This window comes from Massilia eburnea (genome assembly GCF_009720745.1).
Lineage (GTDB): Bacteria > Pseudomonadota > Gammaproteobacteria > Burkholderiales > Burkholderiaceae_D > Rugamonas > Rugamonas eburnea.
This window is the reverse complement of the sequence record NZ_WNKX01000003.1, coordinates 269,276-295,094: the sequence shown is the minus strand read 5'-3', so window position 1 is coordinate 295,094 and position 25,819 is coordinate 269,276. Positions and strand designations below refer to the sequence as shown.

Annotated in this window: 23 protein-coding genes; 15 read left to right on the top strand and 8 right to left on the bottom strand. The window is 60.5% G+C overall.

Annotated features, from left to right (window positions below):
- Window positions 1–8 precede the first annotated feature (8 nt).
- The 11 genes from GM658_RS05755 (at window position 9) to GM658_RS05705 (ending at window position 15,501) form a co-directional block, all read left to right on the top strand.
- Window positions 9–1,862, top strand: coding sequence for a DUF1302 domain-containing protein (locus GM658_RS05755; RefSeq protein WP_155453040.1), 1,854 nt, complete (start codon window positions 9–11; stop codon window positions 1,860–1,862).
- Window positions 1,862–4,228 carry an efflux RND transporter permease subunit gene (locus GM658_RS05750; RefSeq protein ID WP_155453039.1) on the top strand — a complete coding sequence of 789 codons (2,367 nt, stop codon included), beginning with the start codon at window positions 1,862–1,864 and terminating at the stop codon, window positions 4,226–4,228. Before GM658_RS05755 ends, GM658_RS05750 begins: the two co-directional genes overlap by 1 nt.
- Before the next feature lie 11 nt (window positions 4,229–4,239).
- Window positions 4,240–5,199: a WD40/YVTN/BNR-like repeat-containing protein gene (locus GM658_RS05745; protein WP_371865040.1), complete on the top strand. Its 960-nt coding sequence runs from the start codon at window positions 4,240–4,242 to the stop codon at window positions 5,197–5,199.
- Window positions 5,200–5,272: 73 nt separating this feature from the next.
- A complete protein-coding gene (locus GM658_RS05740; RefSeq protein WP_155453135.1) occupies window positions 5,273–6,697 on the top strand; it encodes a flavin monoamine oxidase family protein in 1,425 nt (474 codons plus the stop codon).
- Window positions 6,690–8,177, top strand: a complete 1,488-nt coding sequence (locus GM658_RS05735; RefSeq protein ID WP_155453038.1) for a flavin monoamine oxidase family protein — start codon at window positions 6,690–6,692, stop codon at window positions 8,175–8,177. The genes GM658_RS05740 and GM658_RS05735 overlap by 8 nt, the downstream gene beginning before the upstream one ends.
- Window positions 8,174–8,857: a c-type cytochrome gene (locus tag GM658_RS05730; protein WP_229416770.1), complete on the top strand. Its 684-nt coding sequence runs from the start codon at window positions 8,174–8,176 to the stop codon at window positions 8,855–8,857. Before GM658_RS05735 ends, GM658_RS05730 begins: the two co-directional genes overlap by 4 nt.
- Before the next feature lie 80 nt (window positions 8,858–8,937).
- The gene (locus GM658_RS05725; RefSeq protein ID WP_155453037.1) at window positions 8,938–10,068 is read left to right on the top strand and encodes a saccharopine dehydrogenase family protein; all 1,131 of its coding nucleotides are present in this window, start codon (window positions 8,938–8,940) and stop codon (window positions 10,066–10,068) included.
- A 12-nt stretch (window positions 10,069–10,080) separates the two neighbouring features.
- The gene (locus GM658_RS05720; protein ID WP_155453036.1) at window positions 10,081–11,634 is read left to right on the top strand and encodes a class I adenylate-forming enzyme family protein; all 1,554 of its coding nucleotides are present in this window, start codon (window positions 10,081–10,083) and stop codon (window positions 11,632–11,634) included.
- Between the two features lie 10 nt (window positions 11,635–11,644).
- A complete protein-coding gene (locus tag GM658_RS05715) occupies window positions 11,645–12,886 on the top strand; it encodes a thiolase family protein (RefSeq protein WP_155453035.1) in 1,242 nt (413 codons plus the stop codon).
- Between the two features lie 2 nt (window positions 12,887–12,888).
- The gene (locus tag GM658_RS05710) at window positions 12,889–14,214 is read left to right on the top strand and encodes an NAD(P)/FAD-dependent oxidoreductase (protein ID WP_155453034.1); all 1,326 of its coding nucleotides are present in this window, start codon (window positions 12,889–12,891) and stop codon (window positions 14,212–14,214) included.
- Window positions 14,215–14,301: 87 nt separating this feature from the next.
- Window positions 14,302–15,501: an NAD(P)/FAD-dependent oxidoreductase gene (locus tag GM658_RS05705; RefSeq protein WP_155453033.1), complete on the top strand. Its 1,200-nt coding sequence runs from the start codon at window positions 14,302–14,304 to the stop codon at window positions 15,499–15,501.
- Here GM658_RS05705 and GM658_RS05700 read toward each other — a convergent pair.
- Genes GM658_RS05700 through GM658_RS05685 form a run of 4 tightly spaced genes read right to left on the bottom strand, consistent with a single transcriptional unit; the run spans window position 15,445 to window position 19,234 of the window.
- Window positions 15,445–16,218, bottom strand: coding sequence for an SDR family oxidoreductase (locus GM658_RS05700; protein ID WP_155453032.1), 774 nt, complete (start codon window positions 16,216–16,218; stop codon window positions 15,445–15,447). The genes GM658_RS05705 and GM658_RS05700 overlap by 57 nt on opposite strands.
- Window positions 16,219–16,239: 21 nt before the next feature.
- Window positions 16,240–16,932 (bottom strand): histidine phosphatase family protein, encoded by a 693-nt coding sequence (locus tag GM658_RS05695; protein WP_170298686.1) that lies wholly within the window; start codon window positions 16,930–16,932, stop codon window positions 16,240–16,242.
- A complete protein-coding gene (locus tag GM658_RS05690; RefSeq protein WP_155453030.1) occupies window positions 16,932–18,002 on the bottom strand; it encodes a phosphotransferase family protein in 1,071 nt (356 codons plus the stop codon). Before GM658_RS05690 ends, GM658_RS05695 begins: the two co-directional genes overlap by 1 nt.
- A complete protein-coding gene (locus tag GM658_RS05685; RefSeq protein ID WP_155453029.1) occupies window positions 17,999–19,234 on the bottom strand; it encodes an acyl-CoA dehydrogenase family protein in 1,236 nt (411 codons plus the stop codon). The genes GM658_RS05690 and GM658_RS05685 overlap by 4 nt, the downstream gene beginning before the upstream one ends.
- A gap of 94 nt (window positions 19,235–19,328) precedes the next feature.
- On the opposite strand from GM658_RS05685, the gene GM658_RS05680 reads away from it, so the two are divergent.
- A complete protein-coding gene (locus tag GM658_RS05680; RefSeq protein WP_170298701.1) occupies window positions 19,329–20,246 on the top strand; it encodes a LysR family transcriptional regulator in 918 nt (305 codons plus the stop codon).
- Between the two features lie 710 nt (window positions 20,247–20,956).
- On the opposite strand, the gene GM658_RS05675 is transcribed toward GM658_RS05680, so the two are convergent.
- Window positions 20,957–21,673, bottom strand: a complete 717-nt coding sequence (locus GM658_RS05675) for a hypothetical protein (protein WP_155453027.1) — start codon at window positions 21,671–21,673, stop codon at window positions 20,957–20,959.
- An 86-nt stretch (window positions 21,674–21,759) separates the two neighbouring features.
- On the opposite strand from GM658_RS05675, the gene GM658_RS05670 reads away from it, so the two are divergent.
- The 3 genes from GM658_RS05670 (at window position 21,760) to GM658_RS05660 (ending at window position 24,277) form a co-directional block, all read left to right on the top strand.
- Window positions 21,760–22,368 carry a TetR/AcrR family transcriptional regulator gene (locus GM658_RS05670; RefSeq protein ID WP_155453026.1) on the top strand — a complete coding sequence of 203 codons (609 nt, stop codon included), beginning with the start codon at window positions 21,760–21,762 and terminating at the stop codon, window positions 22,366–22,368.
- Window positions 22,369–22,453: 85 nt separating this feature from the next.
- A complete protein-coding gene (locus GM658_RS05665; RefSeq protein ID WP_155453025.1) occupies window positions 22,454–23,257 on the top strand; it encodes an oxidoreductase in 804 nt (267 codons plus the stop codon).
- 12 nt (window positions 23,258–23,269) lie between these two features.
- Window positions 23,270–24,277 carry an NADP-dependent oxidoreductase gene (locus GM658_RS05660; protein WP_155453024.1) on the top strand — a complete coding sequence of 336 codons (1,008 nt, stop codon included), beginning with the start codon at window positions 23,270–23,272 and terminating at the stop codon, window positions 24,275–24,277.
- 530 nt (window positions 24,278–24,807) lie between these two features.
- Here GM658_RS05660 and GM658_RS05655 read toward each other — a convergent pair.
- The 3 genes from GM658_RS05655 to GM658_RS05645 form a co-directional block, all read right to left on the bottom strand.
- Window positions 24,808–25,122, bottom strand: coding sequence for a hypothetical protein (locus GM658_RS05655; RefSeq protein WP_170298685.1), 315 nt, complete (start codon window positions 25,120–25,122; stop codon window positions 24,808–24,810).
- Window positions 25,123–25,164: 42 nt separating this feature from the next.
- Window positions 25,165–25,362 carry a hypothetical protein gene (locus tag GM658_RS05650; protein ID WP_155453022.1) on the bottom strand — a complete coding sequence of 66 codons (198 nt, stop codon included), beginning with the start codon at window positions 25,360–25,362 and terminating at the stop codon, window positions 25,165–25,167.
- A 251-nt stretch (window positions 25,363–25,613) separates the two neighbouring features.
- Entirely contained in the window at window positions 25,614–25,790 is a 177-nt protein-coding gene (locus tag GM658_RS05645; protein WP_155453021.1) for a hypothetical protein, read from the bottom strand.
- Between the last annotated feature and the right edge of the window lie 29 nt (window positions 25,791–25,819).

Sequence of the window (25,819 nt, the reverse complement as noted above, 5' to 3'; positions counted from 1 at the left end):
AGACAGCCATGAAATTACGACATGCTGTGATGGGCGCCCTGGCTGTGCAATCCGGGCTGGCCAATGCCACCCAATGGACGCTGGAAAACAATTGGATCGTCAACCTTGATTCGAACGTATCGTTCGGCCTTGCGGTGCGTACTTCGAAGCCGCAGTGCCGCTTTATCGGCAACGACAACGGCGGTTGCGTCGGCGATGCGGTGACCCCGCTGCAGGCGAGCAATCCGGCGGCGTTCTCGATGAACCTCGATACTCTGCGCCTGAACCAGGACCTGGGCAACCTGAATTACAAGCGCGGACAAGTGGTCTCGTCCAACCTGCAGTTTTCCACCGAACTGTTTGTACGGGCCAGCGATGGCTGGAGTGGCTTGGTGCGCGGCGTTGTGAACCAGGACTTCTCGATCGACAAGACCAAGCGTACACCGCTCGACCCTGAAGCCAAGGATTTTGCAAAGAGTAATCCGCGTCTGCTCGATGCCTACATCAACAAGAAGTTCGACATCGGCAGCCAGGAGGCGCGCCTGCGCGTCGGCAACCAGGTGCTGAACTGGGGCGAGAACCTGTTCATTACCGGCGGTATCAATGCCATCAACCCGATCTACGTGCCTGCCGCGCACCAGCCGGGAACGCCGCTGAAAAACCTGTTCATTCCTTCGCCTATCGTTTCGCTCAGCTCTTCGCTGGCGCCGGGCCTGGGTATCGAAGCGTACTACCAGTGGAAGTGGAACAGTTTCGCCTTTGACGCACCAGGCACCTTCTTCTCCACCTCTAATTTTGTTGGCAAAGGCGGCCGCGGGATCTATCTGCCGACATCGGTGCTGAATGCTGCGCTGGCGCAAGCAGGTGTACCGGCCATGCCTTACGGGACGATCGGCAATACTGCGACCGTCATCAACAGCTATGGCCGCATGCTCAGTTTCGACGAGCTGGCAAGCGCCGATGTCAACCCGGCAGGCCAGCTTCTCGGCACCGGTACCGTGATTCCACGTGCGGCAGACCACCGGCCAAAAGCTTGGCAGGGCGGCGTCGCCTTGCGCTATCGCTTGCCGGAATCCGGTGATGAACTGGGCGTCTACTACTACCGTTATAACGACAAGGTTCCTTTCGTCTCCTATGAAGTTCCCGGCAACCCGGCAAACCCATTCGGCTGGCAGGCCTACCAGGATTATGGCCAGAAGCGCAGCCTGTTCGGCGTGTCGTACAACTTCCAGGCAGGCGATTGGGCAATCGGTACCGAGTTGTCCTACCGTCCGCATGACGGGGTGGCGATCGATCCGAGCTCCGTGATTGATCCGAGCAATCCCTATTACTGCAATGCGCTGGCCGATTTCACAGTGGCTCCAGTGGGCACAAGTTGCAAGGGGTGGGTCGATACGCGCCACTTCCAGCTGCACCTGACGGGGATTCACATCATGTCCCCATCCGGCCCACTGGGCGGCTTGCTGCAAGCCTTTGGCGCGAGCGAAGGCACGATCACTGCGGAAGCCGCGGTAGCGCACTACCCGAAACTGCAGAAGAACGCTGGCATTCCTTACGCAGTGACGGCCGATTATGCGCTGCCGACCAAGACATCTTCGGGCGTGGTGGTGGCGGCCTCGCTGACTTACCCGAATATTTTCGGCACGCGTTCCTCGCTGATTCCAGACATCGCCATTTCGCAAGGCGTGTCCGGCGTGTCCGCAACGGCGCTGCCTGGGTTTGTGAAAGGGATGGGCGCGGCAGTATTGGGCGCAACGATTGACTTCAAGGTGAAGCCTGAAACGAAGCTGCGTGTCGACTTTACCAAGAACTGGGGCGGCGGCAACAGCAACCTGATGCGCGACCGTAATTTCATGTCCTTTAGCCTGTCGTCCTCGTTCTGATGTTAGCGAAACTTATACTCCGTTTGGAAACGGCGCTGTTCGCGCACCGCCGTTCCTTCCTGCTGGTCCTGGCCGGACTGACGCTGTTGATGGGATGGTTCGCCTCCCAGTTGCATCTCGAAGCCGGCTTTGACAAGCAGATGCCGCAAGGTCATGAATTCATCAAGACCTTCGACAAGTACCGCACCGAGCTGTTTGGTGCAAACCGGTTGACCATCGCCGTACATGCCCGCCAGGGTGAGGTCTGGAACGCTGCCACGCTGACGCAGGTGCTCAAGGTGACGGAAGCCGTTACCTACCTGCCTGGCGTGGAGCGCACCAGCGTCACCTCCCTGTGGACGCCAAATGTGTTCTTCACCGAAATCACCGAGGATGGCTTCCGTGCCGAACCGGTGGCCGGTGGCGACATCGTGCCCGAGAAGCTGACGGAAGAAGTGATCGGCATGATGCGCCAGCGCGCCACCGCCGGCGGCCATATCGGCACGCTGGTGGCGCGTGACCAGAGCAGCGCCCTGGTCACGGCCGAACTGTCCGACACCGACCCGGCGACCGGGCAAAAGCTCGACTACATCGCATTCAACCGCCTGCTGGAAGAGAAGGTCCGCAAGCCGTTTGAAAACGACAAGGTCGAGATTGAGGTAATCGGTTTCGCCAAGCAGGTTGGCGATATCGCTGACCGTTCGGGCGAGGTGACGCGCTTCTTTGCAGTGGCGTTCCTGCTCACCGGTCTGGCGGTCTACTGGTACTGCCGCTCGATCCGCCTGACGCTGTTGCCATTGGCATGCTCGCTTGCCTCGCTGGTGTGGCAGTTCGGCACTTTGCGCTTGCTTGGCTTCGGGCTTGATCCACTGGCGATCCTGGTGCCGTTCCTGGTGTTTGCCATCGGTGTCTCGCACGGCATCCAGCAGATCAACTACATCGTGCGGGAAGTCGCCAACGGCGCTGACTCGATGCAGGCGGCCCGTCGCAGCTTCACCGGCTTGCTGATTCCCGGCACGCTGGCGCTGGTGACTGCGCTGGTCAGCTTCATCACGCTGGTGCTGGTGCCGATCCCGATGATCCGCGAGCTGGCCATCACGGCAGCCATCGGTGTCACGTTCAAGATCGTCACCAACCTGATGATGTTGCCGGTAGCGGCTTCGTACTTCCGTTTCAACCCTGAGTATGCGAAACAGGCTTTGGCGCGGCGGGAAAAGCACAGTGGGTGGCTGCGTGTGATTGCCCGTATCGCACGGCCACGCTTTGCGATGGCAGTGACCGTGGTTGGGGTGCTGGTTTTCGTTACGGCATTCTGGCAAAGCCAGGGCCGTCACGTGGGCAGCCTGCAGGCAGGGGCGCCTGAGCTGCGGGCCGATTCGCGCTATAACCGTGATGCGGCAGCTATTGTCGAACGCTTTGACGTGGGCCTGGATTGGCTGACAGTGGTGTTCGAGGGGCCTGCTGACTCCTGTTCGCGCGCCGACCAGTTCCTCTTTGCCGACGAATTCGCCTGGCATATGCGGGGCGTGCCGGGCGTGGTTTCCGCTGATTCGCTGGCGGGCCAGCTCAAGCTCTATAACGCGGGCATGAACGAGGGGCATCCGAAATTAGCGACGCTGACGCGCGATCCGCACGGCCTTGGTTCGCAATTCCTGGGTGTGAACAACCGCATTGCAGGCTTGTCCTCGCACGACTGCCGGGTGCAGGGCGTCAACCTTTACCTGCCGGACCATCGCGCGACCACGATCAAGGGTGTGGTGTCGGCAGTGAAGGCCTACCGCGATGCCAATCATATGGACGGCTTCAATATGCGCCTGGCGAGCGGCAATGCGGGCGTGCAAGCGGCGACCAACGAGGTACTGGAAGCGAGCGAGACGCCAATGATGCTGTACGTGTACGCGGCCATCCTCGTTCTGGTCTTCCTGGTGTACCGCGATTGGCGGGCCATGGTCGCCTGCTGCCTGCCGCTGACCGTGGCAACCTGGATTGGTTACTGGTTCATGAAAGAGCTGGAAATCGGCCTCACCGTGGCGACCTTGCCGGTGATGGTACTCGCGGTCGGTATCGGCGTCGATTATGCCTTCTATATCTACAACCGCCTGCAAGTGCAGCTGTCGCATGGGCTGGCCTTCACCCAGGCGCTGGAAAAGGCCTTGGCGGAGACGGGCCTGGCAACGGTGTTCACTGCCATCACCCTGTCGGTTGGCGTGGCGACGTGGACCTTCTCGAGTCTGAAATTCCAGGCCGATATGGGTGCGCTGCTGACCTTCATGTTCCTGGTGAACATGGTCATGGCGATTACTTTGCTGCCTGCGTTTGCCGTGGTGCTGGAATCGCTCTTCCCGCGCAGCGGTCCGGTGCGTATGCCGGCAATCCTGCAACATTGAAAGGGAACATTGTGAATCACATTCGCAGATATTCATCTTTGCTGCTGGCGTGTGCCTTCAGTGCCGATGTGGCGCAAGCCGCAGCTCCGGCCTGGCCCACACTGCAGTCTGCCGAGCGTGTTGCCCATGCGGTGACGGCTCCGCTGTTGGCGGCGACCCGCGCAGGCAACCGCTCCGTCCTGGTGGGCGATCACGGCGTGATCCTGCTGGCAGACGAAGGCTTCCAGTTCCGGCAGGCGAAGTCGGTGCCGGTGCGTTCGATGCTGACAACCGTGCAGTTCCTCAATGAACGCCAGGGCTTTGCAGCTGGTCATGATGGCGTAGTGCTCGGCACCGAAGATGGTGGCGAGACCTGGACACTGTTGCGCTCGGCCGCGGGCGCCGAGCAGCCGATCCTGTCGCTGTTCTTCTCAAGCCCAAGCCATGGCATTGCCGTTGGCCAGTACGGCTGGGCCATTGAGACGCAGGATGGTGGCCGTACCTGGCGCAACCTGCAGGTGGCCAGCGGCGACGAAGCCGACCGCCACTTGTTGCACGTCTTCGCATCAAAGCGCGGCACCTGGTTCATCGCAGGCGAGGGCGGGGCCATCTTCCGTTCGGCAGACGGCGGCAAGTCCTGGCAATCGGTTTCGACCGGTCAAAAAGGTTCGCTCTGGTATGGCGCCGGGATGGTAGACGGCTCGCTGCTGGTCTGCGGCATGCGGGGCCATTTATACCGCAGCGGTGACGATGGCCTGAGCTGGCAGCAGGTGGCGTCGAACACTACGCAGTCCTTGACGGGGATTGCCGAGTTGTCCAACGGCCGCATCCTCGTGGCGGGCATGGGCGGAACCGTCTTGCGCAGCAGTGATTACGGCCGCTCCTTTTCGCTCACTGAACGTATTGGCCGAGAACCATTGACCGGCGTGCTGAAGACCGATGCGGGATTGGTGTTGACGTCGATGGCCGGGCCGATCACGGAAGAACAGTAATTGGGAGAACGTTGTGGAAAGCAGTAAAAAATCGGGACCTCTGCAACTTGGTCGGCGCAGCTTTATCGGCAAAATGGCGGCAGCAGGCGCCGCGGCGGCAGTCGTTGCACCAGTGCGGGGGCAGGGCGCAAGCGGGGCAGGAGCAGTGCTGGACGTGGCGATCATCGGAGCAGGTCTGGCCGGCTTGACTGCGGCGCGCGATTTGCAACGCGCCGGTTGCGAGTCCTTCGTGGTCCTGGAGGCGCGCGATCGCGTGGGCGGGAGGACGCTTAATCATGACCTGGGCGGTGGCTATTTTTCGGAAGCGGGCGGCCAGTGGATCGGCCCGGGCCAGACCGCGATTATGGACCTGGCAAAGGAACTGGGTGTTGGCACCTTCCCAACCTGGTGGCAGGGAAAGATGACATTGATGGCTGGCGATGCCCGTGCAACGGCCGAAAGCGACGGTGGCTTCGGCACCGATGCCAAGCTGCGTCACGAGCTGGAAGCCATGGCAAAGCAGGTGCCATCCGCCGCCCCGTGGACAGCGCCGCGCGCGGCCGAATACGACGCCATGTCGTTTGGTGACTGGCTGGCGAAGAAAAATCTCGCGCCAGCAGACCAGCTTAGCTGGAACCTGGGCGCGACGCTGACGACAGGTGCGGTGCCGGCCAAGGTATCTCTGTTGCACTACCTCGGGATGATCAATTCCGCCAGTTGCAATTACGAGCAGCTGGAATCGATCAAGGGCGGCGCCCAGGAAACGCGCATCTCGGGCGGTTCGCAAATCTTGTCGATCAAAATGGCGCAGGCGCTCGGGGAAAAGGTGCGCCTTTCGACGCCGGTGCTGAAAATCGAAAACTGGCAAGACGGCCCGGTCGCAATCCATACGCCCACCGGCGTGGTCAGAGCGCGCAGCGTGATCGTCGCACTGTCGCCGGCCCTGTGCACCCAGATCGCCTTCGATCCTCCTCTGCCGGAAAAGCGCAGGGAGATGCAGCGGCGCTGGCCGGCCTATGCGCCGATGCGCAAGACGGTTCACGTGTACAGCAAGGCGTTCTGGCGTGAGAAGGGCTTGAACGGGTGGGTTGTGCAAGCAAAGGGCCCTGTGCTCTGGGCCTACGACAATTCTCCGGAGGACGTCTCGTTTGGCGTCATCAGCGCCTTTGTCCGTAGCGGGGGCTTGCCGTCCGATACGGCGGCAGCGCGCGACGAGCTGTCAAAAATCTATGCGCAGGCATTGGGTGAGGAGGCGCTTCACCCTGTTCAATACCACGACTACGACTGGGGCAAGGCAGACCGCTGGTCGCTCACCTGCACTTCGCCCATGCCACCGGGTTTCCTGACGCGGTTTGGCGATGTCCTGCATGCACCGCTAGGCCGCCTGATCTGGTCGGGAACTGAAACGGCGGATATCTGGGCAACTTCAATGGATGGCGCAGTGCGCTCCGGCCACAAGGCGGCGTTGCAGGCGCTTGGCACGGTCGCTGGCGGCCAACGAAAGGACAATCATGGATGAAAAAATGAAAGGGCCCGCGCTGACCCGGCGCGGCTTCCTTGGCGCTGCTGCAGCGGCAGCAGGTACTGCAATCGCCACGGCGAACGCCGCAACCGCGGTTCTGCCAGGCACGGGCCCGTCGGCCAAGTCTGGCGCCCAGGAAGTAGTCGACATCGTCATTATCGGCGGCGGTCTCGCGGGCCTTACCGCCGCGCGGGACCTGAAGAAAGCAGGCTGCGAATCCTTCCTGGTGCTGGAGGCGCGCGACCGCGTAGGCGGGCGTACCTTGAATCACGACCTCGGCAAGGGCTATTTCACGGAAGCTGGCGGCCAATGGATAGGCCCCGGCCAGACCGCTGTCGCCGACCTGGCGCGTGAACTGGGCGTGGGAACCTTTCCGGCTTACTGGCATGGCAAGGCTTCCTTCATCGCGGGAGATTCCGTCGCGAGAATGGAATCGACTGGCGGTTTCGATACGGACCGCAAATTGACTGGCGAACTGGAAGAGCTGTCCAAGCTGGTGCCGAGCGGCGCGCCCTGGAAATCGCCGCGTGCGGCAGAACTGGATTCGATGACCGTTGGCGACTGGCTCGCCAAGAAAAACGTGGCACCGGCGGACCAGCTTGGGTGGGCGACCGGAGTGGCTCTTTCGGGCGGCACTTCACCGGCACGTCTCTCCATGCTGCATTGGCTGTCGATGGTCAATTCCGCCGACAGCATCTACGACCGTCTGGAGGCGGTGAAGGGCGGTGCGCAGGAGACCCGCATTTCCGGCGGTTCTCAGATCCTGTCGATCAAGATGGCGCAAGCGCTGGGCGACAAGGTGCGGCTGGAATCGCCCGTCTTGCGCATCGAAAACTGGCGGGATGGCCCTGTTGCCATCCATACGCCCAAGGGAGTGATCCGCGCCCGCAGCGTTGTCGTCGCGCTGTCGCCGCCCCTGTGCAATCAGATTACTTTCGATCCGCCGCTGCCAGCCAAGCGCCATGAAATGCAAAAGCGCTGGCCTGCTTTTTCTCCCGCGCGCAAGACGGCCCACGTCTACAAAAAAGCCTTCTGGCGCGAGAAGGGGCTGAATGGCTGGATCTTCCAGTCCAAAGGCCCGGTCATGTGGGCCTATGACAATTCGCCGGAAGACGGTTCGTTCGGGGTGATCAATGCGTTCGTCGTCAATAGCTGGCTGCCGTCGGACACTAAGGCCGCGGGAAAAGAACTCTCACGCATTTACGCCCAAGCCTTAGGCGAGGAGGCGCTGAATCCAGTTGCCTATTACGACCATGACTGGGGCCAGTGCGACAAATGGACGCTGACCTGCATTTCGGCCATGCCGCGCAATTTCCTGACCACGTATGGCGACGCCTTGCACCCGCCTGCGGGCCGCCTGATCTGGTCCGGCACGGAAACAGCGGATATCTGGGCGGGCTATATGGATGGCGCTGTCCGTTCCGGGCATAAAGCAGCACTGCAGGCACTGCAGGCAATCAATGAAAGGAGGGCATGATGAGTGCCGCAAAGAAGCCACGTAGCCGTGGCAAAAGTATTCTTGTTTTGACTGGCTGGCTGCTGTTGGCGGCAGTCGCAGTGGCTGCGGTGACCTACGGGCCGGAACTCGTAGGCCTGTACCGGCTCAGCGAACAGATCGACTCGATCGCCAAGGAGGATGCGCAGGCCGCCGGACCCTGGCCGCGCAATAGTGACGCATGCATGTATTGCCATGGTGTCGCAGGCAATTCGCGTTCCCAAGTCTATCCGCGCCTGGCGGGCCAGCCGGAAGGCTATCTGAGGAAGCAGCTGAAGTCTTTCGCTGATGGCACGCGCCACGATCCAACGATGACGCCGATGGCGCTCAGCATGAGTGATAAGGAATTGGAATCTCTGGTTTCCCACTTCGGGAAACTCAAACCGCTCCCCAACGAGACCTTCAAAGGCGACGCTGCGCAAGTACAGCGTGGCGCGGCGCTGGTACAAGCCAACGGCTGTACGGCATGCCATGGCGCGCAACTGGAAGGCAAAGGCGAGTTCCCACGGCTGGCGGGGCAGGGAAGTGATTACCTGCGCGAGCAGCTCATTCGCTTCAAGAGCGGCGTCCGGCGCGACCCGACAGGCGCCATGCAGGCGGTGACCAGCCAGCTCGCGCAGCAGGACATCGACGACCTGGCGCAATACCTCGCCAGCCGTTGATCACGTACATACAAGAAAACGGTCCGGATGGGCGCCGGTAAGACCCATCGTTCTTTAAATTGAAGTTTAGGAGACAAAAAATGGCTAAGCATCCTGTCGTAGTTTATGGCGCAAGCGGTTACACCGGCATGTTGATCATGGATTGGCTGATCGACCAGGCAATCCCTTTCACGGCGGTGGGCCGCAATGCAGGCCGCATCAAGGAAATGATGTCGCAGCGCGTGGTTCGCCTGGAACAGGCCGAATATGAAATCATCGAGGCTGAACACAATGTCGACTCGCTGGTGAAAGCCTTCCAGGGCGCCAAGGTGGTCTGCAATACTGTCGGCCCATTCATCAACTCTGGCCTGGTGACGGTTGAAGCAGCACTGAAAGCCGGCTGCCATTACCTGGATACCACCGGCGAACAAGCTTACATCCGCAAGGTGCGCGACCAGTTCGGCGAGCTGTATCGCCAAGCCGGCCTGCTGGTATCGCCATCGAACGCTTATATGTACACCTATGCCGAAATCGCCGCTGAACTGGCGCTGGAAACCCATGGTGTGGATGCACTGGAAACGGCGACCCTGTGCCGCGGCCCACGCACCGGCGCCGGCATCAGTGTCGGTTCCACCGCAACGATCTTCGAAGGTTACCGCCACGAGTCCTGCTACCTGTGGGAGAAGAAGCTGGTTTCGCACGCGGCCGATGCTTCGTTCATGATCAATGACCCTGCGTTCATGCAGCCTGTGTTCTCGCTGCCATGGGGCGGTACCTCGCTGCCGGTCTACTTCGAGCGAGATTCCCGCGTGCGCAGCTGTATTTCCAGCGTAGGTTTCTACGACAACAATGCGATGCGGACAGTGCATGCCCTGGGCCAGAAGTGGGAGGCGGAGTACAAAAACCTGCCGCGCGAGCAGCAGGACGCGGTGCTGAAGCAGATCGTTGATTCCACCACTCCGGCAATGCCGCCGCGCGAGCGCACCACCGTGCAGCGCACCGTCGACGTAGCGATCGGTCGTGGCCAGCTGGCATCCGTGCGCGCTACCCTGCACGGCACCACGCCTTACATCGCTACCGGCGCTATCCATGCGGCGGGCGCGATCAAGCTGCTCGATGGCGACCTGGCGAAGACGGGCTTTGCATCCGGATCCAAGGCGTTCGGCCACCGCTACCTGCTCGGCTTCCTGGAGCAGCGTGGCCTGGCACGCGCCACGGTAACCCACCTGTAATCGGGGAACAGCATGGCTATCATTGATTTCTTCGACCGTGGCTGGCGCATCAACCCGAACGCCGTCGCCTACATCCAGGATGAACGCAGCTTTACGTTCCAGGAAGCAGGCGAAATGTCGTACCGCGTCGCCAACGCCCTCATTGCGGGCGGCTTTGGCAAGGAGAGCAAGGGTGCGATCTGGTCCGACAACGATGTGATCGGGTGGACCTGCGCGCTGGGCTTGTGGCGCGCCGGATTGACCTATATTCCTGTCAACGGCCGCAACGTCGCGGAAGAAAACCAGTACGTGCTGGACTTTTTCGATTGCGAGGTGCTGTTCTTCCAGCAGCAGTTCGCCGCCGTCATTGAACCGCTGCGGGCGAACTTGCCCAAGGTCAGGCAATGGGTCTGTCTCGATGGTAGCCTGCCTTGGGCGACGTCGCTGTCCGAATGGCTGAAAGGCGTGCCAACGACCGCACCGCAGGTTGAAGCGGCGTTGAACGATGTCGCGACTCTTTCGGCTACCGGCGGCACGACCGGCAAACCAAAGGGCGTGATGAACACCCACCGCGCCTTCCAGACGTATTTTGCGCAGTTCATGATCGCTTTCCCTTACGAGGGCGAGCGTCCGGTGAACCTGGCGGCGGCGCCGATGACCCACACGGCCGGCATGCTGTCGCTGCCTTGCACTGCGCAGGGCGGAACGGTGGTTGTGGTCACCAAGCCGGATCCGGCAACGGTGCTGGGCGCGATCGCCAAGCATGGCGTGACCGAAATGTTCCTGCCGCCGACGGTGATCTACCGCTTGCTCGAGATCCCGGGCATCGACAAAATCGCCTTCCCGTCGCTGAAATTCTTCCTGTACGGGGCCGCGCCGATGTCGGTTGAAAAGCTGAAGCGCGCGATCGAGGTCTTCGGTCCAGTCATGGCTGGCGGCTACGGCCAGACCGAAGCGCCGGCTTCCATCGCTTTCCTCCCGCCCGAGGCGCATTTCGTAGACGGCAAACTGGCATCGGATGAAAGGCTGTCCTCCGTCGGCCGCCCGAACCCACTGATCCGCGTCGAGATCCTGAACGAGCGCAATGAGGTGCTGCCGATCGGCGGCACCGGCGAAATCTGCGTACGCGGCGACCTGGTGATGAAGGGCTATTACAAAGCACCGGACAAGACGGCGGAAACCATTATCGACGGCTGGCTGCATACCGGCGATATCGGCCACCTGGACGCCGAGGGCTTCCTGCACATCACCGACCGCAAGAAGGACATGATCATTTCCGGAGGCTTCAACGTCTACCCGAGCGAGATCGAGCAAATCCTCTGGGGTCATCCGGCAGTGCACGATTGCGCGGTGATCGGCGTGCCTGACGATAAGTGGGGCGAGGCGGTGAAGGCCGTGGTGGAACTGAAAGTCGGGCAGGAAGTCGATGCGGAAGAACTGATCACCCTGTGCAAGCAGAAGCTTGGTTCGGTGCGCGCGCCGAAAAGCGTGGACTTCACGGCTGCATTGCCACGCAGTCAGGTTGGTAAAGTCCTTAAGAAGGATTTGCGGGAACAGTACTGGCAAGGCGTGGAACGACGAATCTAAGGAACGGGTTATGAGTAATATCTATATCGCCGGCATTGCGATGACGGTGTTCGGGCGCCATATCGAACGCAGCGTCGAAAGCCTGGCGGACGAGGCGCTGCAGGGCGCGCTGAAGGACGCAGGCTGCTGCGCACAGGACATTGGCACCGCTTATTATTCCGGCATCACAGGCGGCCCATTGCATGGCCAGTTGTCGATTCCGGGCCAGGTTGTGTTCAGCAAGATCGGTATTGAAGGCATTCCAGTCATCAATGTCGAAAATGCCTGCGCCTCCGGCAGCAGCGCGGTGCACCTCGCGATTCAGAGCCTGAAAGCAGGGGCCTGCGACGTGGCGCTCGCGCTCGGGGCGGAAAAGATGGTGGTAGCGGACAAGGCAAAGTCACTGGCCCTGTTCGAAGCCGGCTGGGATGTCTCACGCGTTGAAGAAAACTTCGCCACGCTTGCCCGGCTGGGCGAGGGTATCGAACCGCCGCCGGGATCGGAATCGGAACGGCCATACAGCCGCTTCATGAAGATCTATGCCGCCATGTGCCGCCATCACATGGCGACTTACGGCACGACACAAAGGCAGATTGCCGCCGTATCAGCAAAGAACCACCAGCATTCGGTGCATAACCCGTACGCGCAATTCCGCCAGGCGTTCACGATTGACGAAGTGCTGGCCGCCCCGCCGATCACCTATCCGATCACATTGCCCATGTGCGCCCCGGTATCGGACGGCGCCGCTGCCGCGATCCTGTGTACCGAAGAGGGCCTGCGCCGTATCGGCGCGGACCGCAGCCGGTGCATCCGTGTCGCGGCCAGCGTGATCCGTAGTTTCACTCACCGCCGTATTGATCAGCCACAGCTGAACATCGGCCATCTCGCCGCGTTGCAGGCGTACGCGCAGGCGGGCCTGGGACCGCAGGACATGCATGTCGCCGAGGTACACGATGCGTCCGCCATGGGCGAAATCATCCAGGCTGAAAACCTCGGCCTGGCGCCATTGGGTGAGGGCGGCCCTGCGGCCGAACGCGGCGACTTCACGCTCGGTGGACGTGTCCCGATCAACACCTCTGGTGGCCTGGAATCGAAAGGGCATCCGCTCGGCGCTACAGGCATCGGCCAGTTGTTCGAGCTGGTCACGCAATTGCGCGGTGAGGCAGGAGCGCGCCAGGTGCAGGGGGCGCGCCACGCCATCCAGGAAAACGGCGGCGGCCTGCAGGGCGTGGAAGAAGCTGCACTGGCGATTCATATTTTGAGCAAGGACTAATCATGGAAACGACAAATCGATATCGCCCTATCGGAGGCTGGCTGGAAGCCCCATCAGACCTGCAGCCGGAACTGGATAGCCATGTCAGCGCCGATGTCGTGGTGGTAGGTGCCGGCTTTGCAGGCTTGAACACTGCACTGGAACTCAGGGCGCGGGGCGCGAAAGTCGTTGTGCTGGAACGTGACTTCGGCGGCTTCGGCGCCAGCGGCCGCAATGCTGGTTACCTTGCAGGAAGTGCAGGCATCGAGTTTGACATGTTCCACAAACGCATAGGCCATGAGCGTTCCAAAGGTATCGTCGAATTCTATGACCAGGGTGTGAGCTATGTGGAGCGCAAGCTGCGCGAATATGGCATCGACTGCGACTACAACCAGTCCGGCATCCTTCGCGCAGCTGTCCACGCCTCGCAGGAGGCTAAGCTGCGCAAGGACATGCAAACCGGCCTGGAACTGGGGAGTTATTCCGAGTTCCTTGATTCCGCCGCGCTGCGGGCGCGTGGCATTCCGCCGGCTTTCCTGTTTGGTTGTTACGCGCCGCGCGGTGGCACGCTCGATCCCGGAAAGTATGTGCTCGGCTTGCGGCGTGCGGCATTGCGGGCGGGAGTGAAGATATATGAAAACTCCGGGATGCATTCATTTACAACCGGCGCGACGGTCAAGGCAGTAACAGCGAAGGGAAGCGCCAGCGCGCCTTTCTTGGTGCTCGCTACAAATGCCTATACGCCGCAATTGGGTCTGTTGAAGGACAAGGTCGCGCCAATCCGGGTTTCGGCATTGGAGACGGAGCCATTGTCGGCCGAACAGCTGGCAGCATTGGGCTGGCAAGGACGCGAGGGTATCGTCACCCCGCACTGGACGATGGAAAGCCATCGCCTCACTGCCCGTAACACGATCGTGACGACGACCAAGCAGCTCAACTATGCCTACGGCTCGAAAACGCCGAACGTGCCGGATCACGCGGCATATGCGGCGTTGGAGGAAGGGCTGCACGAGCGCTTCCCGGGCCTGCGCGGTATCGGCATCCGCGCCTGCTGGAGCGGATACGTGAGCATGGCCTATGACGCTTTGCCTGTTGTTGGGGCAAGCGGTGACGCCGGCAATGTGCTCTATACCGCGGGCTGCTCAGGCCATGGCGTGGCCACACAGTCCATGATGGGATTGCTGTTGGCCGAGCGCATCGGTGGTATCGACCATCCTTTGATGACGGCTTTGCAGCATAAGACGCCGACAACCTTGCCAGAGCCACTGCAATGGTGCGCGATCAAGTCTGCGCTGGCATTGACTGGAATGCTCGACGCAAGTGTGAACAGAAGGGCGCGTCAAAACTAATGTTGTAGTAACCGGTAGTGTCTCCCACCATCTTGGGTGGTTCAGGCCCGGCGCGGTTTGCCGGGCCTTTTTTTTCTGAGGTTTGAAATGAATACTTGGATGGATGCGCCAGCGGATTTACAGAAGCGGCTCGAAGGCATGGTTGAGGGGGATGTCATCATAGTCGGCGGCGGTATCCCGGGGTTGTCCGCCGCCCTTGAATTCCACGAACGGGGCGCAAAGGTAATCCTGCTGGAGCAGGAATTTGCCGGCGCAGGCGCCAACGGACGCAATGCCGGCTATCTCGCCGGCAGCATCCAGCTTGAATATGACTTGCTTGACCGGCGTGTCGGCTTCGTCGAAGCGGCGCGAGTCGTTGGAATCTATGACAAAGGTGTGGCATATGTGGAGGACCAGTTGCGAAGATACGGCATAGATTGCGGCTACTCCGCTGGCGGCATGATGCGCGGCAGCTTCCGTCCTTCGGAGGAGCCGCTGCTGGCAAAGGATGCGTATGCGGGAATCGCTTTCGGTGCGCGTGTCCTGTTGCTGGACCAGGATAGCCTGCGTGCGCTGCAGGGACCGGCGTTCGTCTCCGCGATTTGCACACCCGATGGCGGCACGCTGGATCCCGGCATGTACGTGGCTGGCCTGCGGCGCGCTGTACTGGAGGCAGGGATCAAGCTATACGAAGGGACCCCGATGCTGTCTTTCGAAGATGGGGGGCGCGTCACCGTGAAAACACCGTTGGGCAAGGCCAGGGCTCCGACATTGGTTTTTGCGACCAATGCCTATTCACCGCGGCTTGGAATGCTACCCGCCGGTATGGCAACACTGCGCGCTACCGCTGTCGAAGTGGGGCCTTTGTCGGAAGACCAGTTGGCGACCCTGGACTTACCCCGGCGCCTGGGCGTGCTCGCGCCGCGCTGGGCCATGGAGAGTTTTCGTATCACGCCGCGCAACACGTTGGTGGCGACGGCCAAGCGCCTGAATGACGCCTATGGCCTACCGATTCCATCCACTCCGAGCCATGCGGACCTGTCTGAAATCGTGGGCCGCTTGTACGACCGTTTTCCCGCGCTGCGCGGCGCGCCGGTCGTGTCGCGCTGGAGCGGTTACGCCAGCCTGGCCAATACGACGCTGCCCATGATCACCGTCAGCGGGAACGTGGTGTCGACGTCGGTGTGCTGCGGACACGGCATCGGCCTGCAATCGCTCACCGGCGAAATGCTGGCCGACCAGGTTGACGGGTCAGGCGCAGAGGTAGCCGCCGTCGACGTTGAGGATCGCGCCCGTCGTGTAGCTTGACGCGGCGGAAGCAAGATACAGGACCGCACCGGCCATCTCGGATGGCTGGGCGGCGCGGCGCATGGGGACGTGCGCCAGCAGCGATCCAAGAACTTCCGGCGAATCTTTCAGCGCTGCAGTGAACTTGGTATCGGTGAAGCCTGGCAGCAGGGCGTTGCAGCGCACACCTTTTTGCGCCAGTTCCGCCGCAAATGCCTTGGTCATGGAGATGATTGCCGCCTTGGTGATCGAGTAGATGCCCTGGTGGTGGCCGGGGATCACGCCATTGACAGAGGCCACATTGATGATGGAGCCGTCCTGGTTCTCTTTCATCAGCTTCGCGGCGAGGGTAGACATGAAGAAGTAGCCGCGGATATTCACGTCGATCGTTTTCTGGAATGCCTCCACGCTAGTGTCTTCAATCGGACCGAAGTAGGGGTTGGTGGCGGCATTATTCACCAGGATGTCCAGGCGGCCATGGCGCTTGAGGATCGAGTCGTACAGTGCTTCGATTTGGGCCTGGTCGCCGATATGGCAGGCTGCCGCCTCGGCCGAACCGCCTGATGCGAGGGCGATTTCATCGGCGATGCGCTGGCAGTCATCGCGGCGGCGGCTGGTGACGATGACGTGGGCGCCGTGAGCGACAAGCAGGCGAGCGATTTCAGCGCCAATGCCGCGGCTGGCGCCGTTGACGAGGGCGACCTTGCCGGTCAGGTCGAACAAATTGGATGGATTCATATTGGTTCCCTTCAGAAGTATTCAGCGGTGGGTGAGCAGTTGCGATTCTGCTGCGCCGTCAAGGTGCGGCCACCCGTTGTATGTAATGAGCTGGCGTGATCGCCGGCCAAGCCGGATGCGTGTGACGCTGGTGTTGACCAGCGGCCAGCACAGGGAGAAAGTGCGTTCTGCGGGCAAGTCCATGAGGGCAGCGACGATCACGCTGATCGGGCCGCCCGATGTGAAAACCCAGGTTTCACCTTCGTGCGTGGTGGCGAGCGACTCCCAGGCATCGCGCACGGCGGCGCTGAAGGCGGGCCAACTGGTGTTGTATTCGTGGTCGTGCCCTCCGGCTGTCCAGCGGTCGACAGCTGCCAGAATCAGGCTTTGCAAGGCCTTCTGCTCGGCAGGATCGCGCGCAAGCGCAGCGCGCGCAGAAGCGCCGGATGCGGATTGCGCCTCCACCTGGGCAACCAGTTCGTTGGCATCGAATTCGTCCAGGCCGGGTAGTACGAGAGTCGGGATTTCGCCCAGCCCCGCCGCGCGCAGGCAGGCCTGCGCCGTCTGCGCATGACGGCGAAGGCCGCCAACAGCAATGCGGGCAGGGCGGCGCCCGCTGCGCGCCAGCCAGCTTCCCAGAAGAGCGGACTGAAGCTCGCCCAGTTCGGAGAGACAGTCGTAATCCTCTGCGCCAAGACTGGCCTGCCCATGGCGGATCAGGAATATGTCGCCCACTAGAGGCTCCCGCCGGCGGCGATCGTTTCGCGGCAACGCCTGGCCAGGATGCCTACCATGACGCCGAGACTCGCAAACTGCTCATTGGTGGTCTGGCCCAGGACATAGCGGCGGTAGATCTGCTGCGCGATGACCATCAGGCGGAACAGTCCGAAGACTTCATAGAAGGCAAAATCGCCGGTATCCATTCCAGTCTTGTCGACATAGTAGGCCAGCACTTCGCGCCGCGTGAACATGCCTTCCGCGTGCGTTGGCTGGCGTCGGACCGCCTGGAAGGCTGGTTCGTCACCGGCCTCCACCCAATAAGCGAGAGAGCCGCCGAGGTCCATCAAAGGATCACCCAGCGTGGCCATTTCCCAATCCAGGACGCCAATCACCTTGGTCGGGTCGGCAGGATCGAGCACCACATTGTCGAAGCGGTAGTCGTTGTGGATGACGCACAGGCGGGAATCCTGTTTCGGGCGCGTCGCAGCCAGCCAGGCAATGACGTCTTCGCAGGCGTCGGTGCCTTCGGTCTGCGCGCGCTGCCAGCGCGAAGTCCAGCCGCCGAACTGGCGCTCAACATAGCCTTCGCCTTTGCCCAGTGCCGCCAGTGCCGGTTGCGTCGCATCGATGCCCTGCAGTTCGATCAGGCGGTCGAGGACATTGGTGCACAGCTTACGTACGCCGGCTGCATCGAGAGGGAAGCCGGCCGGCAGGTTGCTGCGCAGGATGATGCCGGGCAGGCATTCCATGGCAAAGAAGGGGGCGCCGACGATGGAAGCATCGTCGCTGCGCGCCAGGATGGCCGGCACATAAGTAAAGCTGGGTTTCAGCGCCGCCATCACGCCCGCTTCGCGCAGCATATCGTGGGCGCCTGCCGCTGCGCCAGCAGGAGCACGGCGCAGCACCAGGTTGCGGTCGCCATAGCTGACCAGGTACGTCAGGTTGGACGCACCGCCCTGGAACTGGCGCAGCGCTGGCTCCCCCTGCAGGCCTGGGATGGCCGATTTCAGGTAAGCATCCAGGCGCGCCGTGTCCAGGCGGTCTTCATCGCGCACTGCGCGCGCGTCGGCAATTGCATTCGTCATTCCAGTTCTCCTCGCGCAGCCTTCTGCTGTTTCAGCTCGATCTTGGCGATCACGCCGCGGTGCACTTCATCCGGACCGTCGGCAATGCGCAGCGCCCGTGCGTAGGCAAACAAGCCCGCCAATGGCGTGTCGTCGCACATGCCCATGGCGCCGTGGATCTGGATGGCAGCATCAGCGGCTTGCTGCGCAACTGCAGGTGCGACAACCTTGATCTGCGAGATCAGGCTCATGGCCGCCTTCACGCCTTGCGTGTCGATGGTCCATGCCGCCTTCATCGTCAGCAGACGCGCCTGTTCGATGGCCATGCGCAGGTTGGCGATGATGTCGGCATTGCCGCCTAGCTTGGCTAGCGGCTTTCCGAAAGCGACGCGTTTCTCTGCGCGTGCGCAAAGCAGCGACAGCGAGTGTTCCGCCGCGCCGATGGCGCGCATGCAGTGGTGGATGCGGCCCGGGCCAAGGCGGCCCTGGGCGATTTCGAAGCCGCGGCCAACGCCGAGAATGATGTTCGATAAAGGCAGGCGAACATTGTCGAACACCACTTCACCGTGCCCGGACGGTTCGTCAAAGGTGCCGAAGCTTGGCAGCATGCGCGTGACGGTGACACCCGGAGTATCCAGCGGACAAAGCACCATGGTGTGGCGGCGGTGGCGGTCGGCATCCGGATCACTCAGGCCCATGAAGATCGCGATCTTCACATTCGGGTGGCCGATGCCGGTGGACCACCATTTGCGCCCATTCAGCACGACTTCGTCGCCTTCCACGATGGCGGTCGCCTGCATATTGGTGGCGTCCGACGAGGCCACTGCCGGTTCGGTCATGCAGAAGGCGGAGCGGATTTCGCCGGACAGCAGCGGCTCGAGCCATTGGTGCTGCTGTTCGGGCGAGCCATAGCGGGCCAGCACTTCCATATTGCCGGTATCGGGGGCGTTGCAGTTGAAGACCTCCGGCGCCATCATTGAATGGCCCATGCGTTCGGCCAGCGGCGCATATTCGACATTGGACAGACCGGCGCCGCCGTGTTCGGCTTCCGGCAGGAACAGGTTCCACAGGCCGGCTTCCTTGGCGCGTGCCTTGAGTTTTTCCATTACTGCCGGCTGGCGCCATTGATGCCAGTCCGCGCCGCCCGTCAGGGCGGCGTGATATTCCGCCTCCACCGGTTCGAGTTCTTCGCGCATGAAGCGATCAAGGCGTGCCAGCATTTCTTGGCCGCGTTTGGAAGGGGAGAAGTCCATGATTTAAAGCCCAGGTTTGTTGTGGTGAAAACCAGCGTACGCGAACTCAGGTAATCTATATAATGAATATTTATAATGCGAAGACATTAATGGAATTTATATGGATGCCCGCATCGACCTGAACCTTTTCCGGGTGCTTGACGCGATTTACCAGCAGGGCGGGATCACGGCCGCTGCGCGCTCCCTGCATTTGACGCAACCGGCGGTAACCCACGCGTTGAACCGCTTGCGCGAACACTTTGGCGACCCCTTGTTCGTCCGGCAGGGCAATAGCGTCGTCCCCACCGAGCGCACGCTGGCGGTGATCGAGGCGGTGCAAAGCTATCTGCAAGGTCTGCAAGGGACCCTGCGCAGTGAGGCCGAAGTGCGGCCGGAGATGCTTGATGCCGAAATGACGATGGGTTCGCGCGATATGCTGGAGTCAATGGTGCTGCCAGCCCTGGCGGCCACGTTTGCGGCAGAAGCGCCGCGCCTCAAGCTGGCGAGCCGGCGCGTGCCGCTGGATGAAGTGGAGCGCGCCCTGGCCGGTGGGCAGTTGGACCTGGTGTTTGAGCGCCGCATCCGGGTCGGGCCGCGCGTTGCCAGCGCTTATATCTTCGACGAGTCGCACGTGGTCGTCATGCGCCGCGACCATCCCCTGGCGAATGGGAGCCTGACCCGTGCGGAATACTTCGCCGCGCGCCATGTCAGCGTTTCGCCGATGGGAGAACCGAATACGCTGGATGTTCTGCTTGGCAATGATGGCCGCCAGAGGCAGATTAGTCTTTTTTGCCAGCACCATTTTGCGGCCTGTCAGATCGTCGCTTCCGGAGATCTTCTTCTGACGTTGCCGCGTTTTTACGCCCTGAAGATGGCCGAGTTACTGCCTATCGTGGTTAAGCGGTTGCCGCTCGGCCTTAAACCCTATCCGATCTTCGCGTACTGGCACGTGATGCGGAATTCCGACCGCATTCACCAATGGTTCCGGGATCGCGCAATTAATGTGGTGCGTGAGGCGTCGAAGGTGCGCTGAACAATCGTGTCCTTTGGATGGCACGTTGGGCAGGTTGGTGGTTCCCGTGCCACGAGTATTCGACGCGAAGGCGCATAATGTCTCGTTGCGGGGAATGTTAATGGTGGATTGAGCGCCGTAGAGCAGTTTTCTTACTCTTAGTGCTAAAGACATCTTCTCCGCCTGGCTGGCGAATTGGACGCGTGACAATTTACGGGGCAACACTTTCCTTCGCTAAACTCCAGGAAGAAGGGAACGAACTGTAAGCGTGGCAAGGGTGCTGGTCCTTGGAACTGCATTGAAAAAGGTGAGTCCTGCACTTGTACTGCAGGGGCTACTCGTGTCGTTAGTGTATTGACGGGAAGTTTTAACAATTAAATCAAAGATCTGCGTCTTTTAGAGAAAATGCTGTTGAACTCAGTACGCAAGAAGTATGAAAACTCCTTGTGGCAGACAGGCAGAATACGTTGGGTCGCGATCGCGGGATCTAGGTGAGGCAGGCTGGTTAGCGTTGCAGATATTCGAGCGGATCGCTGGACAGAAAGTTATACACTCAGCGCCAGCGCAACCCATCTAGTGGGCAGAATGGTTGCTGTTCATTGCGCGACGAATACCGGAACTACTTCCCTAGTTGAGATCCAAGGGGGCAGTTTTCTATGCAACTTAGCACCATCCCGCTGACGAAAGCCTGATGCAAGATGGGTTGCAGCGCTGATTTCGGGATCAGGTGGCTATTTGCCGAGCAAACGAAGGGACTCTTCCCAATCGATTTCCCAAGCGTAGAGAAAGTCGTGCGATTTGAATGCGCGCTTTAAAGGGCCGAGCGGGACACGGTAGACGTCGTGCAGGCCCAGGGCGAGCGTGACAGGATTCCATACCGTGCTGCGTTTCGATTTTCGGGCGCTTGCTTTGACGCGAGCGCCATCGTCGCCGAAGATGCCCACCGCCCCATCCAGTTCGCGCGCCAGGTCCAGGCGCACGAAACCGGAAAACGCAGCCAGCACCTCGGCCTTGCCAATCCCGAACTGCGCCTCGCTGGCTCCCGGGGCTGGCGCTTGCTGCTGCGCTGGGCGCGCATCGTGTTTGAGTTTTCCGGCGAGCCGCTCGAGGTCCTTTTTGGGGAAGCGCAATTCGTCGAGCGAGCGACGAAATCCCGGCGCAGGTAACCGCGCCGGCAGTTTGCAGGCATCTTTCGTGAACGTGATCAGCACATCTTCGCTGCCGGCCGCCAGGCGGGCAATATCGTCCCGGAAGAAAATCGGCGCTGCATAACCGCCATTGGCATCGCCGAACAGTTCGGGATATGCCGCATCGTAGTCGAGCCAGATTACAGGCGTTAGCCCGTTCTCGAGAAGTCGGGCCAGGGTCCAAGGAGACTCGGTCTGCTGCGTCAGCCAGGCGCAGGCTTCATACGCGGTGGCACGGAAAGGCAGTTCGATATCGTTCATCCGCGTTTCTAAAGGTTCTGCTGCAAGCCAGTCATTATATCTGCAGTATCCGTCGAGCCTTTGTGCACGTTTCGAAAAACTGGTATATGATGGTCATCATGCAGAAGAAAACTACTAAGCAACAGTTGCTAAGTCGTAAAGAGGAAACGCACGAGCGTATCGTGGAAGTCGCCGCGCGCGCGATTCGGCGCACCGGCTATAGCGGTACTGGCGTCGCTGACATTATGAAGGAGGCTGGTCTGACGCACGGCGGTTTCTACGCGCACTTCGATTCGCGCGATGCGCTGCTCGCTGAAGCGGGGGATCGTGCCGGTGCCGAATCGGTGGCGCTGGCGGCACGCGTGGCGGCTACAGCTCCACCAGGGCAAGCATTGCAGGCAATGATGCAGGCATACTTGTCGCCGGAGCATATAGCGGCCATTGAAACGGGCTGTCCGGTCTCGGCACTTGGCTCGGAGATGCCGAGGCAAGCACCGGAGGTGCGGCGCGCGGCGACCATCCACATCAAGGAGATGATCGATTTGTTTGCGCGTCAATTGCCGGACTGGGGCCGGCCCCAGGCGCATGAGCAGGCAATGGCACTTGTGTGCGGTTTGATCGGCACAACGATGGTGGCCCGTGCGGTTGACGACCCCAAGTTGTCGCAAGCACTTTGTGCAGCAGCTTTGAAACAGTTTTCACCGGCCGCCGAGTGAAGTGGGCGCTACGGTCGCGCCTTTTTTTTATATCGGAATATGATGAGCATCATATTCCGTGTTCGACTTGAGAGGATCCGACGTTATGAAGAAGATTGCATTGGTTACCGGCGCCTCGTCCGGCATTGGCGAGGCGACGGCAATGCGCCTGTCAGAGGCTGGCTTCACGGTGTACGGCACCAGTCGCCGCGGCGCCCAAGGAGGGAAGCGGGCATACGAAACGTTGCCTCTTGATGTGACCAGCGACGATTCGGTGCAAACCGCAGTCGCGGCGGTGATTTCCATCGAAGGGCGCATCGATTTGCTCGTCAATAATGCGGGTTTCGGCGTGGCGCCAGCCGGTGCGGAAGAAAGTTCGATCGAACAGGCGCAAGCGATTTTCGACACGAATTTCTTTGGCGTGGTCCGCATGACGCGCGCCGTGCTGCCGCACATGCGGGGCAGGGGGCAAGGGCGAATCCTCCACATCGGTTCTGTGCTGGGCTTCCTTCCGATGCCATACGGCGCCTTGTATGCGGCCACCAAGCATGCCATTGAAGGGTACTCGGAATCGCTGGACCACGAATTGCGCAACTGGGGTATTCGCTCAATCGTGATCGAACCGGCGTACACCAAGACACCATTCGATGCCAACCTGCTGGAGCCCGATGCCAAGCTGGATGCCTACGGCGAAGTGCGGGGTACGGTGACGCGCCGGGTGCAGGAAGCGATGGCTGGCGCCGAAGGGCCTGAAGTGGTTGCGGAAACTGTATTGAAAGCGGCGCTGGCCAGCAAGCCAAAGCTGCGCTACACCGCTGGCGGCCTGGCAAAGCGCCTGCGCCTGTTGCGCTCATTCGCGCCAGCAGGCCTGGTTGATGCCGGCTTGCGCAAGGATTTGAGCCTGGTTTAGGAAAGACTCCAAATGAAAGCATTAATTTTAAAGCGCTACGGCGGTGCAAAGAACGTCGAGTTCGCGGACCTTCCACGACCCACGATTGAGCCGGATGAGATCCTGGTCCAGGTGTACGCTGCCGGACTTAATCCCATCGATAATATGATTCCCACCGGGAGCTTCAAACCCATCGTCAAACTTCAACTGCCTGCGACCATGGGCAGCGACCTCGCCGGCGTTGTCGTTGAAGTCGGGAGCCGGGTGAGCCGTTTTAAGGTCGGTGACGCGGTATTCGCCAGCACCTTTGACCTTGGCGTCGGTACACTCGCCGAATACGCGGCAGTGCCAGAACATGCAGCGGCGCTTAAGCCAGAGAACCTGGACTTTGTACAGGCTGCGTCAATTCCAATGGTAGGGCTAACCTCGTGGCAGGCGTTCGTAGAACGAGCCCAACTACAGCCTGGTCAGAAGGCATTTGTTCCGGCGGGTGCCGGTGGTATCGGGACTTTTGCCATCCAGTTGGCGAAGCTACTGGGCGCCAAGGTCGCTACGACGACCAGTACCGCCAACGTTGAATTTGTGCGCAAGCTCGGCGCGGATGAGGTGATCGACTATAAAAAGCAGAAATTCGAAGAACAATTGCGCGACTTCGACGTCGTGCTCGGCACACTGCGCGGCGACGAACTGGAAAAGTCGCTGCGGGTCGTCAGGCCCGGCAGCAAGATCGTTTCGTTGATCGGGCCGCCGGATGCGGCATTCGCACAGCAGCGCGGAATGAACTTTCTGATGAAGTTCGTGTTCGGCCTGCTGAGCAGGAAAATCACTCGGAAGGCGAAGCAGCGTGAGGCCAGTTATTCTTTTCTGTTCGTGCATCCGGATGGACTGCAATTGGCAAAGATCGGTGCACACCTTGCTGCATCGCGCTTACACCCGGTGGTTGATAAGGTATTTCCCTTTGCCCAGGCAAAGGACGGGCTCGCATACCTTGAGCAAGGCAGGGCGAAAGGTAAGGTGGTTGTGCAGGTGAAGCCGCTCTGAGCGGATTAACTATCTTGTTGTTTGCGCAGGCGTCAGTAAACGGAATAGCGATGATGATGCGTGTCAAACAACGGACGAAAGACAATCCCGTCAGGGTGTCGTCGTGCTTCTGGTTTGCGTAAAAGAGGGCACCACCTGCTGCGCCACCTGTGAACCAGGTTTGATGCCGGCGTCCGTCCGAGCCGAATGCAATAGCAGGTCCCTGGTGCGGGCACGCATCGATAGCCCAGTTGTCAGTGCTGACGCGCTCAATGGGGCCGAGACTCCCATCGGCCGACAATTCGACGAGAGCGTGGTCGCGGATATTTGGCTCGAATACGTGCCGCCAAAGGAGAACTGGATTCCCCTTTTGGTTCAGCGCAAGGGAACTCCTGCAACATTCGCACGTATGGTCGGCGATCTTGTAGTCCGGACCGAACGTTCGGCCGCCATCCCTCGATACCGAGAAGTACTGTGACGCGCCGGCAAAAGTGTTACCGCCATCCTTGGCCACTTGTTGGTCTCGCTTGTCAATCCAGGTACCTGCGCGCCTAATCGAGAACGTCTTCTCGCGCCACGCTGCGCTGGCTTGATTTGAGATTCAAGGAGCCGTCGTACATGCCGATCGACGGAGCAATCGGTGCTAGTTCATTTTCTCGTTCAGGACGTTGGACGACTAGTTGCCAGGCGCGCGCCCATCTTAGTGAAGCAGAACGCCCCTCAGAGTGTGGCGACGAAACAAACCGTTCAAGCGCCAGGCAGGAACGGAAGCGGGCATAGGTGCGCTTGCTGTAAGACGAGGCGTCAAAGAAGATCATGCAGGCCAGCATATCGCCTGCAGATTTGTTCGATTTGATAAATATCAAATCATGCGCATCGAAATTGGAATCCTGTAGGAAAACCGAGAATCAGCTTCCTTGATCGGTATCGCGTCGAGCTTCCTCTTCACGCTCTTTGAAATCGGCCCGCGCTTCGGCCTCGCTGGCAAAAACCGTATTGGATTCAACCCGACGAAATGCACGTTTGGTGGGCGTCCACCACATCAAGGACCAGTGCCACCCAGTAGGATCTCGCAGAAACTTAGGCCTTGGGTTCAAGGGTTCCATGTTGTTCTCCTTCAAAGAACCCACCTTAACACGGATCCAGTGTCAATCAGCGAACTGGATCAATTTAAGTGGGTCGCCAGGCCTGCCGATGTTCGCAAGTTTGATCCGATACCCACAACGCGGACAAAAGAAATAGACCCCGAGATGACCGATCGCTGGCCTGCACTCGGAGAACAGCAGCTCGATCGTGCAACGTTTGCAGATCCTCACGCACACCTCCTCGGAATAGAGGAAAGCATAGCAAGCGCCCCTCAATCCATGAGCATGTGCGTTTGGAAGTTAATCGCCATCGCCTGAATGATTGCCGCAAGGATGATTGGGTTATCCGAGCCCTTGTAGGATTTGAGGTAAATCTCCTTCGCCTTCTCCAATTGCTGCTCAGTGAGGTTGGCGATGTACTGCAAGTTCTTCTCGCTATCGGTGCTCATGATGATTGCCCTCCAAGTGAATCAATCGG